Raw genomic sequence first — 16,060 nt, 5'->3', positions numbered from 1 at the left:
GGCCGACCGCGCGACGGTGTGCCGGGACCCCCGGCGCACGGCGTGCATCGCCCCGGTCACAACTGGGCGCCCTGGCTGGAAACCGGGGTGTCCGGCAAGGTACTCATGGGGGCATGAGTAACGACGGGGGACCCTCCTACGGCCCTTACGAGCCCACCAGTTTCGGCCTCCAGCCGCCGCAGCGGCCCGGTCCGAACGGTGGCGCCGCGCACCCCGGCAATCCGTACGCCCAGCCCGCGCGGTCCGCCCCGGCCGTGCCCCACCAGCCCGCGCCGCACCAGGCCGTACCGGACCGGTCGGCGGCGCCCGAGCCCGGCGCGGGCCGGCTGGTCGCGGGCCGCTACCGGCTGCTGGCCAAGCTCGGCCACGGTGGCATGGGCACGGTGTGGCGCGCCAAGGACGAGACGGTGGACCGCGAGGTCGCGGTCAAGGAGCCGCGTCTGCCCGACCACCTGCCCGAGCGCGAACGCGCCAACGCCTTCGAGCGGATGCGCCGTGAAGCGCGCGCCGCGGCCCGCCTCGACCACCCCGCGGTGGTCAACGTCCATGACGTGGCGGTCGAGGACGGGCAGCCGTGGATCGTCATGGAGCTGGTCCAGGGCCGCTCGCTGGGCGCCGCGCTCCAGGAGGGCACGCTGGGCGCCCGGGACGCCGCACAGATCGGCCTGGAGGTCCTGAACGCTTTGGACGCCGCGCATCAGGCGGGCATCCTGCACCGTGACGTGAAGCCGGACAACGTCATGCTCGGCCGCCACGACCGCGTCGTCCTCACCGACTTCGGCATCGCCCAGATCGAGGGCGAGACCAACCTGACCGACACCGGCGGCTTTGTCGGCTCGCCCGAGTTCATCGCCCCCGAGCGGGTGTTGGGGCAGCGGCCGGGACCGGCGTCCGACCTGTGGTCGCTGGGCGTCGTGCTGTACGCGGCGACGGAGGGCGTCTCGCCGTTCCGCCGCAGCAACACCCCGGCGACGCTCCAGTCCGTCCTCAACGCGACGCCCGCCGCGCCGGCCTCGGCCTCCGGCCCGCTCGCCGAGGCGATCAACGGACTGCTGGCCAAGGACCCGGCGCAGCGCCCGAACGCCGCGCGGGTGCGCGCCCTCCTGGACGAGGCGGCGAAGCCCCCGCTGCCGGCCCCGACGCAGGTCGTCACGGTCGCGGGCGACGGCAACGCCCCTCGGGGCAAGGGCGTCTTCCTGAGCCGCAAGGCCCTCGCGGTCGTCGCCGGTGTGGTCGTCGCGGCGGTGGCGGCGGGCGTGCTGGTGGCCCTGAACCCCTTCGGGGGTTCGGACGCGGACGGGGGGTGGGAGAAGCACGAGTCGAAGGAACTGGCGGCGAGCGTTCCCGCGCCCCAGGGGTACGAGAAATTCGAGGACGACAACTCGGACGAGAAGGCGCACTGGGTCAACTACACCGACCCGAGCGGCGCCATATCGATCACCCTGAGCCTCCTGAAGAAGGCCGACGACGAGAGCGCGATCGCCGGGACCGCCGCCGCGCAGATGTATGACGAGGACGCCCAGTTCAAGGAGTCCGGCAGCTACGACCAGGGCATGGCCTCCGACCCCGCTCCCAGGACCTCGCCGGACGAGACGGAGTTCCGGGGCGAGAAGGCCGCGCGGAACACCGTCGTGTACTCCTCCACGGACAGCCAGCACCCCCGTCCGCGCGAACTGAAGGCCTTGTACTACAAGACGAAGGGCGGCGACCTGTACAAGCTGGTCGTGAGCTATCCGGGCAAGGGCGACTTCACCGCGCGCGGCCGCGAGGTCGCCGAGACCGCGTTCGCCGACCTGGAGCTCGACAAGCTCTGAGGCGAGCTTCCATGCAACCTCCGAGGCAAGCTCTGAGAAAGGTCTCTTGAGGGGCGCGGCGCGTGTCGACGCGCTGATCAGCGGCTTTGTCGCCAGCAATCACTGGCGGCGTATGGGTGACCCGTGAAGCCCATTACCGATGGGTACCCAAATCCCTGACGTGGGCCTACTCTCACGGACATGACGGACTCGCAGGCCACCGCAGCGCCCCTCGGAACCAACCCGACCGCCCCGGCCCCGGCAGGCGCGCGCACCGCCGCCGACGTGGTCACGCCAGAGCTGGTGGCCCAGCTCACGCGCGACGTCATGGGCAGTGGGCGCACGGTCAACCACACGCCGCTCACCGGCGAGAAGCTGGCCGACCTGCCCGAGTCCACCCCCGAGGACGTGACCACCGCCTTCCAGCGGGCCCGCACCGCCCAGATCGCCTGGGCCAGGACGCCGGTCAAGCAGCGCGCCGCCGTCCTGCTGCGCTTCCACGACCTGGTGCTCCAGCGCCAGGCCGAGGTGCTCGACCTGATCCAGCTGGAGACCGGCAAGGCCCGCCTGCACGCCCACGAGGAGATCCAGGCCGTCGTGGTCGCCGCCCGGCACTACGGCCGCAAGGCCCCCTCGTACCTGAGCCCCAAGCGGCACACCGGCGTCGTCCCGACCCTCACCAAGGTCACCGAGAACCGCCAGCCGCGCGGTGTCGTCGGACAGATCGCCCCCTGGAACTACCCCTTCGAGCTGTCCATCGGCGACGCGCTGCCCGCCCTCGTCGCGGGCAACGCGCTCGTGATGAAGCCCGACACGGAGACCTGCCTCACCGCCCTGTGGGCCCGCGACCTGATCATCGAGGCGGGTCTGCCGTCGGAGGTCTTCCAGGTCGTCCTCGGCGAGGGCCCGGTCGTCGGCCCCGAGATCGTCAAGCACGCCGACTACGTCTCCTTCACCGGCTCCACGCGCACCGGCCGCGAGGTCGCGCGGGGCGCCGCCGCCCGCCTCGTCGGCGTCTCGCTGGAACTCGGCGGCAAGAACGCGATGCTGGTCCTGCACGACGCCGACGTCGACAAGGCCGCCGCCGGCGCGGTGCGTGCCTGCTTCTCCTCCGCGGGCCAGCTGTGCATCTCCATCGAGCGGCTCTACGTCCACGAGTCGATCGCCGACCGCTTCGTGGAGCGCTTCGCCGAGCGGACGCGGGCGATGCGGCTCGGCACGTCCCTCGCGTACGGCGCCGACATGGGCTCGCTCGTCGGCGAGCGGCAGTTGCAGACCGTGACCCGGCACGTCGAGGAGGCCGTCGCCAAGGGCGCCACGCTGGTCGCGGGCGGTGTCGCGCGCCCTGACATCGGCCCCTACTTCTTCGAGCCCACCATCCTGGACGGCGTGGAGGCGCCGATGGCGGTCTGCACCGAGGAGACCTTCGGCCCGGTCGTCTCGATCTACCGCTTCACGGACGAGAACGAGGCGATCGAGCTGGCCAACGGCACGCCGTACGGCCTGAACTCCTCGGTCTGGACGAAGGACGGCCGCCGCGGCCGCGAGATCGCCGCCCGCCTGCGCACCGGCACCGTCAACGTCAACGAGGGCTACGCGCCCGCCTACGGCAGCGTCCAGTCCCCGATGGGCGGCATGAAGGACTCCGGTCTCGGCCGCCGGCACGGCTCCGAGGGCATCCTCAAGTTCACCGAGGCGCAGACCGTCGCCCAGCAGCGGCTCATTCCGCTGGCGCCGTCCTTCGGCATGGACGACGAGAAGTACGCGGCGTTCATGAGCACGAGCCTGAAGGTCATGAAGGCGCTCCGCCTGCGCTAGGTCCGCGCCCAGTTCTGAACGAGGAGAGTCAATGCCACAGGAGAGCTCTGCCCGAACCCAGGCGGGCGACGACACTTCGTACGACCGCGACCAGCACAGTGACGACCAGCACAGTGACTACGAGTACGACTATGACGTCATCGTCGTGGGCAGCGGCTTCGGCGGCGCAGTGTCCGCGCTGCGGCTGACGGAGAAGGGCTACCGCGTCGGCGTGCTCGAAGCCGGCCGCCGCTTCACGCGGGCGACGCTGCCCAAGAACTCCTGGGACCTGAAGAACTACCTCTGGGCCCCCGCCCTCGGCCTGTTCGGCATCCAGCGCATCCATCTGCTCGGCAACGTGATGGTCCTGGCCGGAGCCGGGGTCGGCGGCGGCTCACTGAACTACGCGAACACGCTCTACGTACCGCCCGCGCCGTTCTTCGAGGACCCGCAGTGGAAGGACATCACGGACTGGCAGGACGAACTGAGCCCCTACTACGAGCAGGCCAAGCGCATGCTCGGCGTACGGCTCAACCCGACGACGACGCCCTCGGACGTCCATCTGAAGGCCACCGCCCAGGAGATGGGCGTCGGGGACAGTTTCCACATGGCGCCCGTCGGGGTCTTCTTCGGCGACAAGGACGACGCGGACGGCACGTCGACGGCGCGGCCCGGCGCCCAGGTCCCCGACCCCTACTTCGGCGGCGCGGGCCCCTCCCGGCGGGCGTGCGTCGAGTGCGGCGAATGTATGACCGGCTGCCGGCACGGCGCGAAGAACACCCTCAACGAGAACTATCTCCACCTGGCGGAGAAGGCCGGGGCGGTCATCCACCCCATGACGTCGGTCGTCGCCGTCACCGAGGACTCGCGGGGCGGCTTCGCCGTCGCCACCCTGCCCACGGACGACAGGCGCAAGGGCAAGGGGCGGGTGTTCAAGGCCCGCAAGGTCGTCATCGCGGCGGGTACGTACGGCACGCAGACCCTGCTCCACCGCATGAGGGACAACCGGCTGCTCCCGCACCTCTCGCCGCGCCTCGGCACGCTGACCCGCACCAACTCCGAGGCGCTGGTGGGCGCCCAGACCACCGACCGCCGCTACCGCAAGCGGCACGGCGCGCGGAAAGCGGACTTCACCCGGGGCGTCGCGATCACCTCGTCCATCCACCCGAACGCGAACACGCACATCGAGCCCGTCCGGTACGGCAGGAAGTCCAACGCCATGGGCACCCTGACGGTGCTCCAGGTCCCGTTCAGCGCGCGGGGCGGCAAGGCGCGGGTCGCCGGCTGGCTCGGCAACGTCGCCCGCCATCCCTCGCTCCTGGTCCGCTCGCTCTCCAACCGGCGCTGGTCGGAGCGGACCATCATCGGCCTGGTCATGCAGTCGCTCGACAACTCCCTGACCACCTACCGCAAGGAGAAGGGCCTCGGCAAGGGCCTGCTCACCGCGCGGCAGGGCCACGGTGCCCCCAACCCCGACCAGATCCCCGAGGCGACGCGCGCCGCGACCCTCCTGTCCAAGGAGATAAACGGCTTCGCGGGTTCGAACATCGGTGAACTCATGGGCACCCCGCTGACCGCCCACTTCCTCGGCGGCTGCCCCATCGGCGACTCGCGCGACACCGGCGTCATCGACCCCTACCACCGGCTCTACGGCCATCCGGGCATCTCCGTGGTCGACGGCGCCGCGATCTCCGCGAACCTCGGCGTGAACCCGTCCCTGACGATCACCGCGCAGGCCGAGCGGGCCATGTCGTTCTGGCCCAACAAGGGCGACGCGGACCCGCGTCCGGCGCAGGGCCGGCCGTACGTACGGATCGCGCCGGTGGAGCCGAAGACCCCGGCGGTCCCGGCGGACGCCTTCGGCGCGCTGCGGCTGCCGTTCCTGGGGATGCCGGCGGTGCCGCCGAGGAAGTGACCGTCCCGCCGGGACGCGGCGGCCTCGCCTCCATGCCGGCGGTGAGTGATACACGTAAGGACCTGCGCCCCCCTCCGAGCGCAGGTCCTTCCGCGTGTTCAGGTGCCGCTGTGCCGTGTGCGGCGGTGTCGGCCGCGACGGCTCACGCGGCGGTGTCGGACTTCCGGCGGCGTACGACGAAGACCGCGCCCGCGCCGACGACCACGGCCGCGCCGCCCACGAGGGCGATGGTCGGCAGCGCCGAGCTGGAACCGGTCTCGGCGAGGCTGCCGCCCACCGGAGCGTCGGTCGCGGAACCCTGCGGCAGCTCCATGCTGGAGGTGGGCTTCACGGTCGGGGTCACGGTCGGCGTCAGGCTCGGCCCCGGGGTGCCCGGCCTGTTGCCCTGGTCGCCGCCCGGCCTGCCGATCGTCAGCGGCTCTTCCGAGAACGAGGTGTGGGTGCAGTCGAGTTCGGCGTCGACGTACTCGCCGACACCGATCGTGTAGGCCTTGCCGGCCGGGGCCTTGGCGCTGATGTCGACGCGCAGCTTGATGTCGACCGTCTCCTCGGCGCCCAGTTCGACCACGTCGAAGGCGAGGCCGCCGTTCTTGTCGCCGTCGATCGAGTCCCAGGTCTTGGTCTCCGCGTCGAAGAACTGGAGGTCGGTGTACTCGCTCAGCCAGTCCTTCTCGGAGTCGCCGTCCGTCTCATTGTCCACGGACGTGATCCACTTGACCTCGCCGAGCGGCTCGTCGGTGGGGTTCGTGACGCTCAGCTCGAACGGGTGCCATCCGCTGCCCGCGGTGATCTTGCCGGGCAGGCCGGAGAGCTCCAGCTCCAGCTCGGAGTCGCGGTCCACGCCGTCCTCGTCGACCGGGCAGTCGGCCGGCTTCTTCTCGTCGTCCCCGTCCGCGCCGTCCGCGTCCCGGGCGGCGTCCTCGGCGTCCCCCGCGTCACCGGCCGGCGCCTCGGGCTCCTTCGGCTTCGGCGGCTTCGGGACGGCGGGGGCGGGGCCCGGCTTGTACGTCGGGTCGGCCGGGGTCCGCGGGGCCTTCGGGGCGGGCTCCGACGTCTCGGTGGCCGAGTCGGTGGGCTCGGGGGTCACCGCCGGCGTGGCCGGACCGCTGGTCGACGCGGCCGACGGAGCGGTGTCTCCGGCCGCGGACGCGCTCGGGGCCGCGAGGAGCGCCAGCGGCGCCAGGGCAGCCGTAGCGGCCGCTGCTGCCATGGCACGGCGAAGCTTCATGAAGAACCCCAAGCTCGGCTTGTGTGACGGTCGTTACCGCATGCGTGACCTGTGTTACTGCATGCATGACCTGCGATCCCGGTGAATGGTTGTCCTCGCTCCACCGGAATCCTTGTGTGGTGTGGGTCACATTGCTTGTGTCGTCGCGACGGGGTGCCGTAGAACTGCCCCCGCCCGCAGGCCGATGGAGCCGATACGGCAGGGGGCGCGAGGCGCGCCCGGGGGATCACGGGGATCACGGGAGGGGAGAGCGTTGGCCATACCCGATGAGGTGTGGGAGAAGTTCGAGAAGGACAGCGAGCGGAACATCCGCTCGTCCGCGCCGAAGGAGCCGTCCGCGCGGGCCCGCATGGTGGCCGAAAGGCTGCGGCGCCTCGACGAGGAAGCGGCGCGCGAACAGGTGCGGCGGGCGGGGCGGTTGCGCCGCAGGCGCGCACGGCGCGATGCCGAGTCGGTGCGCTGGCGGCCGGACGACTGGCGCGCGGCGCCGCTGGGTCCGCACCGTGACGAACGCTCCGAGCGCCGTCGCCGGGCGCGGAGCGTGGTGATCGTGGTCGGCTGCATGGCGCTGGCGATCGCGGTGCTCAGTCCGTTCCGCTTCTACCTGTGGGGCTGAGCGCCTCCGGGGTCGGTTCCTGAGAGAACCCCGAGGTCACTGCGGTGGAACCGGGAGCGATCTTCTTCCGTCGTAGCAGTGGTGCGAGTGACTCCGCACTACGGGACGTACAGGTGAGCGGGACCGGGAGCCGTGGTCGGTCGGGACCGCCGCGGAACGGGAACGGGGAACAGTGGGGGCAGGGAACGTGAAGTCGGCGGTGTCGCGGGCCGTGGTGGCCGTGTCGATCGTGGCGGCTCTCGGCGCGATCGCGGCGTGTGGCGGAAGCGCTGACGACGGCAAGAAACCGGCCAAGTCGTCGGGCGCGGGCCCCGCGAAGGGTGGTTCCGGCGGGGCCGCCCGGCTGGAGAAGGCGGCGCTCACCACGGGTGACGTCAAGGGTTACCGGGCCGAGGACCCGAAGGACCTGGGCGCCCCCGACTCCGCGGCCTCGGCCGCCGGGACGGCGTCCCCGATGGTGTGCGCCCCGCTCGCCGCGCTGCTCGGCACGGGCCCTGGTGCGGGCCCCGGCGCCGTGCCGAAGCTGAAGCCGGAACCGGAGCAGCGGGTCAGTCGCGTGCTGACGGCCTCCGACGGCAAAGACCTGACGACGACGGACGTCGACCTCTACGCCTACGACGGTGCCGGCACCCGGGCCGAACAGGTCATGGCCGACCTGGACGCGGCGCTGAAGTCGAAGAAGTGCGCCGCTTTCCGGGTCGGCGACCACCGCTACGTCGGCGTGACGTCCCTGCCCGCGCCGGACAAGGGCGACGAGGCGGTCTCGTACGAACTCGCCCACCGCAAGAGCGAGTACATGGCGCGGGAACAGCTCACGGTCGTGCGCGAGGGCGGCACGCTCATCGTCTTCGACGCGTCGAACATGTACGACCCCCAAGGCGTCCAGGACGACAGGGAAGCCGAACGGGAGGGCATGCAGGGCAGCGGGACGCCCAAGGCGGACGACGATCCGAAGGTGGCGCCCGTGCTCGTGGACGCGCAGCTCCGCAAGCTCTGACGTCCCGCGCCTTTCCCACGCGTCGCGTACAACCTTCTCGACGGTTCCTGATCGTTATGCGAACCGCTGGCAAAGGCGGCGAGTTTGCCGCTTTCATTTCGTCTCGGTGGGGGCCTGTCGCCCTCGCCGTACGAACTGAAGGCAGGAAACGTGAAGTCATCTGTGTCCCGGGCCCTCGTGGCGGCATCCGTCGCGGTCGCGCTGGGGCTGACCGCGGCGTGTGGCAGCGACGACGACGCCGAGAAGCCGTCGGAGCCGGCCAAGTCGGCGCAGAGTACCGGGAACGCGAAGGACCCCGGGGGTTCGAAGGGCCCCGAGGACGCGAAGGGCTCGGCGGAGGCGGAGTCGGACTCGGGACCGGCTGCCGAGGGCGGCGGGAAGTCGACCGCGCTGTCCTCCGCCGACCTGGAGAAGGCGGTGCTCGCCAAGGGCGATCTCAAGGGCTACCAGATCAAGAAGTTGTCCCCCGCGGACATGCCCGCGCAGACCGTGCCCGCCGACCGGACCGAGTGCCAGCCGCTCGCGGACATGTTCATGTTCGCCACCGACCCGGCGTCGAAGGCGCGTACCGGCCGGAGCATGACGGGCCCCGACGAACTCGACGCCACGGTCATCACGCTCGCCCTCCTCGCCCACGAGCGGGCCGACGCCGAGAAGGTCATGGCCGGCCTGCGCACGGCCACGCGGAAGTGCGAGGCATACGAGCACGCCGGTTCCGAGTACCGCGAGGTCGCGGCTCTGGGCGCTCCGAAAAAGGGCGACGAGGCGGTCTCGTACAAGGTCGTGGGTCTCATCGAGGGCCAGAAGACGCCGATGAGCTTCACGGTCGTGCGCAGCGGCTCGACGCTCGCGGCGTTCTACTCGATCAACCTGCTCAAGCCGAAGGAGTTCGGCGTGCCGGCCAAGGTCGTCGACGCGCAGGTCGCCAAGCTGGAGAACAAGCTGGAGAAGCCGCACAAGTAGCGGGGGAGGGGCGAGGGGGCAAGGGGCTCGGAGGTCGGGACGGAGGCCGGTCGGCCCCGGGCGTCCCCGGAGCCGACCGTTCTCTTGGGTGACCGGGCTGCTGTCCCCTGCCGTCCGGTCACATCGCCGGAGCGAGGTCCCACGGCGCACGACATCATCCGTACGCCTCATCGCTCCAGCGCAGCCACGCGTGGATCATGCGGGCCCGCACCTGGCTGACGCGGACATCGGGACCAACGAAGCCCGCCGTCCACCGGTCACGCGCCGTACGGGTGAGAACGGATCCGAACTCAGGTCCATCCGATCTCCGACCGGCAGGGTTCCAGGGGCCAGGGGCGGGTCAGACGCGGCCCCGGCACAGCTCCAGGAGCGTCATCGCGAGCGCCGTGCCGGGCTTGCCCAGCGCGTCCCTGTAGTGGCCGAGGACCTCCATCTCGCGGGAGAGGTTCACGCGGCGCCCGCCCGACGCGATGCGGGCTTCCTGGATCACGGCCGATACGGCCATCCGTTCCTGGACGAGACCGATGATGTGGGCGTCGAGCGCGTCGATCCGCTCACGCGCGTTCTCGATCAGGCCGGCGGCCTCGGGCGTGCGCGCGCCGGTCTTCTCGGCGGTGGCGGCGACGGTGGTGGTGGCGGCAGCGGTGGCGGTGGCGGGCATGAGGGGCTCCTTGATTCCTGTGGTGCTCGGGTGGGGAAGGTGCGGATGCCCCGGAGCCACAAGGCCACGGAATGACAGAGCGCCCCGGGCCTTGTCGGCCCGGGGCGCCTGGAAAGTCGCTTGTCAGTGGATCAAGCAGCTCGACCATGGCAGCCGGCGGGCCGGTTGCCATAGGTAAAGAGGAAGGCGAGGTGCTTGGTCACGGCCTCAGTATGCCCCCACGCGTGCCCGCCGGGTCAATCGAGGCGGGCGGGCGGCCCGGATACTGAGACAGTCGCCCGGTCCCGCCTCGTGTCTGGGAGAGGCCACGGCCCGGTGGACGGGAGAGGCCTCGGCCCGGTGGGCGGGCGGGGCTGTGGGGGCCCGTCGCGGGCGGCGTCGTCACGTCCGTCGGATGTGACGAAGGAGGGTCCCGCCGAGCCCGGTAGAATCGACAAAACAGACCCCCTGCACACGCACTGAGCCTCTCGCTCATCGCTCAACGCCGGAAGGCCGCCGCCGTGCCATCAGCGCCCCACGCTGCCGCCGCTCCCGACACCGTTCTGGTCGTCGATTTCGGAGCGCAGTACGCCCAGCTCATCGCCCGTCGCGTCCGTGAGGCCCGGGTCTACAGCGAGATCGTGCCGAGCACGATGCCCGTCTCGGACATGCTCGCCAAGAAGCCCGCGGCGATCATCCTCTCCGGTGGCCCCTCCTCGGTGTACGCGGACCACGCGCCCACCGTCGACCGCAGCCTCTTCGAGGCCGGCGTCCCCGTCTTCGGCATGTGCTACGGCTTCCAGCTGATGGCGACGACCCTCGGCGGCACCGTCGACAACACCGGTGCCCGCGAGTACGGGCGTACGCCGCTGGCCGTCTCCAAGGCCGGTTCCACCCTCTTCGAGGGCACCCCCACCGAGCAGTCGGTGTGGATGTCGCACGGCGACGCGTGCAGCGCGGCGCCCGAGGGCTTCACCGTCACCGCGTCCACGGACGTCGTACCGGTCGCCGCCTTCGAGGACGACGAGAAGAAGCTGTACGGCGTGCAGTACCACCCCGAGGTGATGCACTCCACGCACGGCCAGCAGGTCCTGGAGCACTTCCTCTACCGCGGCGCCGGCCTCAAGCCGGACTGGACGACCGGCAACGTCATCGACGAGCAGGTCGCCGCGATCCGTGAGCAGGTCGGCACCCGGCGCGCCATCTGCGGTCTGTCCGGCGGCGTGGACTCCGCCGTCGCCGCCGCTCTCGTGCAGAAGGCCATCGGCTCGCAGCTGACCTGCGTGTACGTCGACCACGGCCTGATGCGCAAGGGCGAGACGGAGCAGGTCGAGAAGGACTTCGTCGCCGCGACCGGCGTCCAGCTGAAGGTCGTCGACGCCCAGGAGCGCTTCCTGAACGCGCTCGCCGGGGTCTCGGACCCCGAGGAGAAGCGGAAGATCATCGGCCGCGAGTTCATCCGGGTCTTCGAGCAGGCCCAGGCGGAGATCGTGGCCGAGGCCCCGGGCGACCAGCCGGTCGAGTTCCTGGTGCAGGGCACGCTCTACCCCGACGTCGTCGAGTCCGGCGGCGGCACCGGCACCGCGAACATCAAGTCCCACCACAACGTGGGCGGCCTCCCCGAGGACCTCGAGTTCAAGCTCATCGAGCCGCTGCGCAAGCTGTTCAAGGACGAGGTCCGGATGGTCGGCGCCGAGCTCGGCCTGCCGGACGAGATCGTCCAGCGCCAGCCGTTCCCGGGCCCCGGTCTCGGTATCCGCATCGTCGGCGAGGTCACCAAGGACCGCCTCGACCTGCTGCGCGAGGCCGACGCCATCGCCCGTGAGGAACTGACGGCGGCCGGCCTCGACCGCGACATCTGGCAGTGCCCCGTCGTGCTGCTCGCGGACGTCCGCAGTGTCGGCGTCCAGGGCGACGGCCGCACCTACGGTCACCCGATCGTGCTGCGCCCCGTCTCCTCCGAGGACGCCATGACGGCCGACTGGACCCGCATGCCGTACGACGTCCTGGCGAAGATCTCGACGCGCATCACCAACGAGGTCGCCGATGTGAACCGCGTGGTGCTCGACGTGACGTCGAAGCCGCCGGGGACCATCGAGTGGGAGTGACCTGACCGTCAGGCCTTGCCCGGGTCGGGTCCGAGGCCGTGCCCGACGCCTTGCCCGTCGTGCCCAAGACCTTCCCCGAGGCCTGCTGAGCGCCGGTGCCGCCCCTTCACGGACAAGAAGGGGCGGCACCGGCGTTCTCACGTCCGCCGGGTCGTACGCACCGGAGCACCCGGCTTCCACATCTGCACCGCCAGATACCGCTCGTCCTCGACGTAGGTGCGGACCACCTCCGTCAGCTCGGCGCGGAAGAGATGGAACGCGTCCGGGTCCGGCGGGTTCACCGCGTCCGCGTAGCGCGCGACGACGGCCGCATCCCGCACCTCGACGGCACGCCCCGCGATCCGTACGTCGCCCCCCGCCATCTCCGCGCCCGGGCCAGGGTTGGCCTGGAGCGCGAAACGCGGATCGCGACGCAGGTCGAGCGCCTTGCGGGAGCCCGGCATCATCCCCAACCACAGCTCCCCGTGCAGGAAACGCACTTCCAGCCCAGTGGTGCGCGGCGAACCGTCCTTGCGGAGAGTGGCGAGGATGTGGTGAGTGAAAGCGCCGAAGCGCTTCTCGACGGTGGCGGCGAAGTCCGGTTCCGCAGCCACGAAGGCTTCCCAGTTGAACGACATGCGCCAAGTCTTCCCTGGATACCAGACACCTTCTGTCGCCTTTCACCACTCCGTCGGCTGTGCCGTGCCATGCCGTGCCGCGCCATGCCGCGCCATGCCGTGCCGTGACAGCGCCATGCCGCTGTCTCGTGGTGGCAGGACATCAGCCGCAGCGGCTCGGACCTGCTGACTTGCGGTGTCGGCCGACACCCGCGCTCCACTCGTCAACGCGCCACGGGCCCGTTCACTCCCGCTGACCTGACCCACGGGGGTCCGTTCGCCCGTGAGTGCGGCACAATTCCCTTTCGCTGCAAGGAAGTTCATGGCAGGCCCCCAGGGGCTTCGAGGGTGGGGAAGGCGGCGTACGCGGTGGCGGTGCAGGTGGCGAGAGAGGGCGCGCACGGGGGCGGATGCACGTGCGGCGGCTGCCCGCACGGAGCGCGTGAAGGGCACCGGCGCGCCGTGGCCGCGTTCCTCGCCCGGCGCGACGAACTGGCGGCCGGACACGGCCTGCCCGCAGCAGTCGCGCACTCGGCGGGCGCGTCGCGCCAGTGGGTGTCGGACGAGCTGGCCCAGTCCGCGCGGGACGTCGCCGAGCGCGGGAGGTCCGAGGGGGAGGCCTGGCGGCGACGCCTGTGGACGCGCACCCTGGGCGTCGTCTGGGGCGCCTGCGGCATGCTGCTCCTGGCCCAGGCGCTCACCGCGATCGGCGGCGGCTGGACGGCCGCCCGTACGGCAGGACTCCTCGCTGCCCTGGTCGTGGGCGGCCTGCTGACCGGCGCGGCGTACCTCCACCGGGAGCGTGGCGGCGTCCTCGCGCCCCTGATCGGCGAGGACAACCGGCTCTCCACCTCGCGGGTCGTGGCCGCCTGCTGGGTGCTTCTCGTCGTCTTCTCGGTGCTGGTCCTCGCGGGCCGACTGGCGGTGGCCTCGCGGCACGGGCAGCGGGACGAGCTGATCGCCGGGCTCGAACTCGGCCGCGCCGCCGGTGTGGTGACGGTCCTCGCCGTGGTGTGCGCGGTCGCCGTCCTCGTGCGCAGGGTCGTCGGCCTGCGGGTCCTGGGCCAGCGGTTGCAGAAGGTGCCCGCCGACCGGCCGCGGGCCGCCGACGCGCTCACCGACGACGCGGGCCGCGGAAGCTTCACCGACATCCAGTACGTCCTGGTCACCGCCGTCGCCGTGCTCTTCGCCGCCGTACGCCTCGCGCGGCGGCCCGAGCAGCTGCCCGATCTGCCGTGGGGCCTGGCCGTGCTGGTCCTGGTGTCGGCCGCGACCTACCTCGCGGGGAAGTACTCCGAAGGCGGCCGCCCCGTGATCCTCTCCGTCGTCCGCGCGCGGGAGGTCGGCGACCTGGACGCGCCGATCCGCACGGGCGACGACATCGAGATCCGCGGCACGGGCTTCGTCCCGCCCGGCGCGGGTGGCGCGGACCGGCTCGCCCGCATGGTCGTGCGCATCGGAGCCGTGCACGTCCACGTGCCGCTCGTGCCCGTTCCGGGCGGCTTCAGCAATCCGGCCGACACGACGCTCACCGTGCCCGTCCCGGTCGACGTGGAGCCCGGCCGGGTCGACGTCCAAGTGGTCACTGCCGCCGGCCTGGAGACCAACCGCGTCACGATCGACGTCACGGACTGAACCGGCGACCGCCCTGGTCCTTGCCGCGCCAAGGGAACGTCTCGGCTGACGCATCAGAGCCTCCCCGGGCCTTTTGGTCGATGCCACCAGATTCCGCCGCACGCCGTGAACAGCGGCCTCTTCTCATACGTACGGACAGGCGACTGGTCGGGTCATGCGTACGGACAGGCGACTGGTCGGGTGACTGGTCAGGTGACGGGGTCGATGGGAGAGGCGGCGAACAGCCATGGCTGACGGCATGCGGACAGACCGGCACACCAACCACGCCGGGCGGGACGACTGGCGGGGGCCCGCCCCCCGGTACGCCCTGCTCCCCCTGCGGATCTTCCTCGGCATCACCTTCCTCTACGCCGGTCTGGACAAGTTCACGGACAGCTCCTTCATGCGGGCGGACGGGCTGGGCTCGATCGGGGCGCTGATGCGGGACATCCGCGACATATCCGCGATCCCCGCCCTCGTCGACCTCTCCCTCAAGAGCCCCGTCGGAGTCGGCTACACCCTCGCCCTCGGGGAACTGGCCGTCGGTATCGGCACCCTGGCCGGACTGTTCACCCGGGCCGCCGCACTCGGCGGCGCGCTGATCTCGCTCAGCCTCTGGCTGACCGTCAGCTGGTCCACCGAGCCCTACTACTACGGCAACGACCTGGCGTACCTGATGGCCTGGCTGCCCCTGGTGCTCGCCGGGGCGCCCGTCTTCTCCCTCGACGCCATGCGCACCGCCCGCCGCCGGGACTTCTGGGACGCTCCCTGAACCGGGGTGAGGCATAGGGCCGGTGAGGGGGCGGCCGGCGCGGGCACACGCCCCCGATCACCCGGGCGGCGACAAACCGTACTCGTCCCGCCGGAACCGCCGGTACCTACGGCGTCGCCCAGCCCTCAGACCTCGCGTGACGGCAGGACGGAGATCTGCGCCAGATTGACGTGGCGAGGGCGGCTGACGGCGAAGGCGATCACCTCGGCGACCTCGGCCCCGCTGGGTATCTTCTCGATGGAGTCCATGGCTTCCTGGACGGCGGCGCTGATGGCGGGGTCGCCGATGTGGTCGCGCAGTTCGGTGTCGACGGCGCCCGGCTCGATGTTGGTCACCCGCACGTCGCCGGGGGCGAGTTCGGCGCGCAGGTTGCGGGAGAGGTGACTGAGGGCGGCCTTGCTCGCGGCGTAGCCGCCGAAGCCGGGCAGGACGGTCTGCGCGGCCACGGACGAGATGGTCACCAGGTCCGCGTGGCCCCGGTCGGCCGCCGCGGCGAGCAGGTCCGGCACGAAGGCCTCCACGACGGCCCAGGCACCGGTGACGTTCACCTCGATCATGCGCCGCCAGTTGGTACCGGCGGCCTGGCCGAGGAGGTCGGGCAGCGCGAGGCCCGCGTTGTTGACGACGAGGTCGACACGGCCGAAGCGCTCCCGGACGCGAGTGGCGGCGTCCGCGATCGAGGCGGGATCGGTCACATCCGCCGGCACGGCGAGCGCGGTGCCACCGGCCGCTTCGATGCGTGCCACGTGCTCGGCCAGGCGATCACCGCGCCGGGCCAGCAGGGCGACGTGGGCTCCCTGCACGGCCAGCAGATCCGCGGTGGCCTCGCCGATGCCGCTGGAGGCTCCGGTCACGACCGCCACCCTGCCGGCAAGGGGCCGGGCGGACGAGGTGGTCTGCGGCGCCGTCGTGGTCGTGGTCGTCGTGGTCATGGTGTTCTCCGGGTGTGCGTATGTGTACGTGTGCGTGTGTGCGTGTGTGCGTGTGCGCGCGTGCGTCTGTGTAGGCGTGCGGTGCCGGT

At 71.5% G+C, this 16,060-nt stretch carries 13 protein-coding genes and 1 pseudogene; 10 read left to right on the top strand and 4 right to left on the bottom strand.

Annotated features, from left to right (window positions below):
* Nucleotides 1–113: 113 nt before the first annotated feature.
* The 3 genes from ACZ5GP_RS25165 to ACZ5GP_RS25155 all read left to right on the top strand — a co-directional run bounded on the left by ACZ5GP_RS25165 (nucleotide 114) and on the right by ACZ5GP_RS25155 (nucleotide 5,505).
* Nucleotides 114–1,814, top strand: coding sequence for a serine/threonine-protein kinase (locus ACZ5GP_RS25165; protein WP_468752987.1), 1,701 nt, complete (start codon nucleotides 114–116; stop codon nucleotides 1,812–1,814).
* 180 nt (nucleotides 1,815–1,994) lie between these two features.
* Nucleotides 1,995–3,611: a succinic semialdehyde dehydrogenase gene (locus ACZ5GP_RS25160; protein ID WP_468752986.1), complete on the top strand. Its 1,617-nt coding sequence runs from the start codon at nucleotides 1,995–1,997 to the stop codon at nucleotides 3,609–3,611.
* A gap of 31 nt (nucleotides 3,612–3,642) precedes the next feature.
* On the top strand, nucleotides 3,643–5,505 hold the full coding sequence (locus ACZ5GP_RS25155; protein WP_468752985.1) for a GMC oxidoreductase: 1,863 nt from the start codon (nucleotides 3,643–3,645) through the stop codon (nucleotides 5,503–5,505).
* A 142-nt stretch (nucleotides 5,506–5,647) separates the two neighbouring features.
* Here ACZ5GP_RS25155 and ACZ5GP_RS25150 read toward each other — a convergent pair whose 3' ends face one another.
* The gene (locus tag ACZ5GP_RS25150; protein WP_468752984.1) at nucleotides 5,648–6,733 is read right to left on the bottom strand and encodes an LAETG motif-containing sortase-dependent surface protein; all 1,086 of its coding nucleotides are present in this window, start codon (nucleotides 6,731–6,733) and stop codon (nucleotides 5,648–5,650) included.
* Nucleotides 6,734–6,986: 253 nt separating this feature from the next.
* Between ACZ5GP_RS25150 and ACZ5GP_RS25145 the strand changes: the two genes are divergently transcribed.
* The 3 genes from ACZ5GP_RS25145 to ACZ5GP_RS25135 all read left to right on the top strand — a co-directional run bounded on the left by ACZ5GP_RS25145 (nucleotide 6,987) and on the right by ACZ5GP_RS25135 (nucleotide 9,309).
* Complete coding sequence (locus tag ACZ5GP_RS25145) at nucleotides 6,987–7,349, top strand: hypothetical protein (protein WP_468752983.1); 363 nt, start codon at nucleotides 6,987–6,989, stop codon at nucleotides 7,347–7,349.
* Nucleotides 7,350–7,536: 187 nt separating this feature from the next.
* Nucleotides 7,537–8,346 carry a hypothetical protein gene (locus tag ACZ5GP_RS25140; RefSeq protein ID WP_468752982.1) on the top strand — a complete coding sequence of 270 codons (810 nt, stop codon included), beginning with the start codon at nucleotides 7,537–7,539 and terminating at the stop codon, nucleotides 8,344–8,346.
* A 150-nt stretch (nucleotides 8,347–8,496) separates the two neighbouring features.
* The gene (locus ACZ5GP_RS25135; protein WP_468752981.1) at nucleotides 8,497–9,309 is read left to right on the top strand and encodes a hypothetical protein; all 813 of its coding nucleotides are present in this window, start codon (nucleotides 8,497–8,499) and stop codon (nucleotides 9,307–9,309) included.
* A gap of 340 nt (nucleotides 9,310–9,649) precedes the next feature.
* Here ACZ5GP_RS25135 and ACZ5GP_RS25130 read toward each other — a convergent pair whose 3' ends face one another.
* Nucleotides 9,650–9,970, bottom strand: coding sequence for a chorismate mutase (locus ACZ5GP_RS25130; protein ID WP_468752980.1), 321 nt, complete (start codon nucleotides 9,968–9,970; stop codon nucleotides 9,650–9,652).
* Between the two features lie 500 nt (nucleotides 9,971–10,470).
* Between ACZ5GP_RS25130 and guaA the strand changes: the two genes are divergently transcribed.
* Nucleotides 10,471–12,057: a glutamine-hydrolyzing GMP synthase gene (gene guaA / locus ACZ5GP_RS25125; protein ID WP_468752979.1), complete on the top strand. Its 1,587-nt coding sequence runs from the start codon at nucleotides 10,471–10,473 to the stop codon at nucleotides 12,055–12,057.
* 137 nt (nucleotides 12,058–12,194) lie between these two features.
* Here guaA and ACZ5GP_RS25120 read toward each other — a convergent pair whose 3' ends face one another.
* The gene (locus ACZ5GP_RS25120) at nucleotides 12,195–12,674 is read right to left on the bottom strand and encodes a pyridoxamine 5'-phosphate oxidase family protein (RefSeq protein WP_468752978.1); all 480 of its coding nucleotides are present in this window, start codon (nucleotides 12,672–12,674) and stop codon (nucleotides 12,195–12,197) included.
* Between the two features lie 348 nt (nucleotides 12,675–13,022).
* On the opposite strand from ACZ5GP_RS25120, the gene ACZ5GP_RS25115 reads away from it, so the two are divergent.
* From ACZ5GP_RS25115 to ACZ5GP_RS25105, 3 genes and pseudogenes are all read left to right on the top strand, one after another.
* Entirely contained in the window at nucleotides 13,023–14,288 is a 1,266-nt protein-coding gene (locus ACZ5GP_RS25115; protein WP_468753165.1) for a hypothetical protein, read from the top strand.
* 238 nt (nucleotides 14,289–14,526) lie between these two features.
* Entirely contained in the window at nucleotides 14,527–15,039 is a 513-nt protein-coding gene (locus tag ACZ5GP_RS25110) for a DoxX family protein (RefSeq protein ID WP_468753164.1), read from the top strand.
* A gap of 19 nt (nucleotides 15,040–15,058) precedes the next feature.
* Nucleotides 15,059–15,157, top strand: a pseudogene (locus ACZ5GP_RS25105) (IS5/IS1182 family transposase); the annotation flags it as partial.
* Between the two features lie 7 nt (nucleotides 15,158–15,164).
* On the opposite strand, the gene ACZ5GP_RS25100 reads toward ACZ5GP_RS25105, so the two are convergent.
* Nucleotides 15,165–15,971 (bottom strand): SDR family oxidoreductase, encoded by an 807-nt coding sequence (locus ACZ5GP_RS25100; RefSeq protein WP_468752977.1) that lies wholly within the window; start codon nucleotides 15,969–15,971, stop codon nucleotides 15,165–15,167.
* Between the last annotated feature and the right edge of the window lie 89 nt (nucleotides 15,972–16,060).

Source organism: Streptomyces sp. NPDC031466, from assembly GCF_055581265.1.
Note: the sequence above shows the minus strand (reverse complement) of the source record. Positions and strands in the feature narration are given on the sequence as shown.

Bases quoted from the DNA above. Each gene is read 5' to 3' on its own strand.
- ACZ5GP_RS25165 (WP_468752987.1), top strand. From the start codon at position 114: ATGAGTAACGACGGGGGACCCTCCTACGGCCCTTACGAGCCCACCAGT.
- ACZ5GP_RS25160 (WP_468752986.1), top strand. From the start codon at position 1,995: ATGACGGACTCGCAGGCCACCGCAGCGCCCCTCGGAACCAACCCGACC.
- ACZ5GP_RS25155 (WP_468752985.1), top strand. From the start codon at position 3,643: ATGCCACAGGAGAGCTCTGCCCGAACCCAGGCGGGCGACGACACTTCG.
- ACZ5GP_RS25150 (WP_468752984.1), bottom strand. From the start codon at position 6,733: ATGAAGCTTCGCCGTGCCATGGCAGCAGCGGCCGCTACGGCTGCCCTG.
- ACZ5GP_RS25130 (WP_468752980.1), bottom strand. From the start codon at position 9,970: ATGCCCGCCACCGCCACCGCTGCCGCCACCACCACCGTCGCCGCCACC.
- ACZ5GP_RS25120 (WP_468752978.1), bottom strand. From the start codon at position 12,674: ATGTCGTTCAACTGGGAAGCCTTCGTGGCTGCGGAACCGGACTTCGCC.
- ACZ5GP_RS25110 (WP_468753164.1), top strand. From the start codon at position 14,527: ATGCGGACAGACCGGCACACCAACCACGCCGGGCGGGACGACTGGCGG.
- ACZ5GP_RS25100 (WP_468752977.1), bottom strand. From the start codon at position 15,971: ATGACCACGACGACCACGACCACGACGGCGCCGCAGACCACCTCGTCC.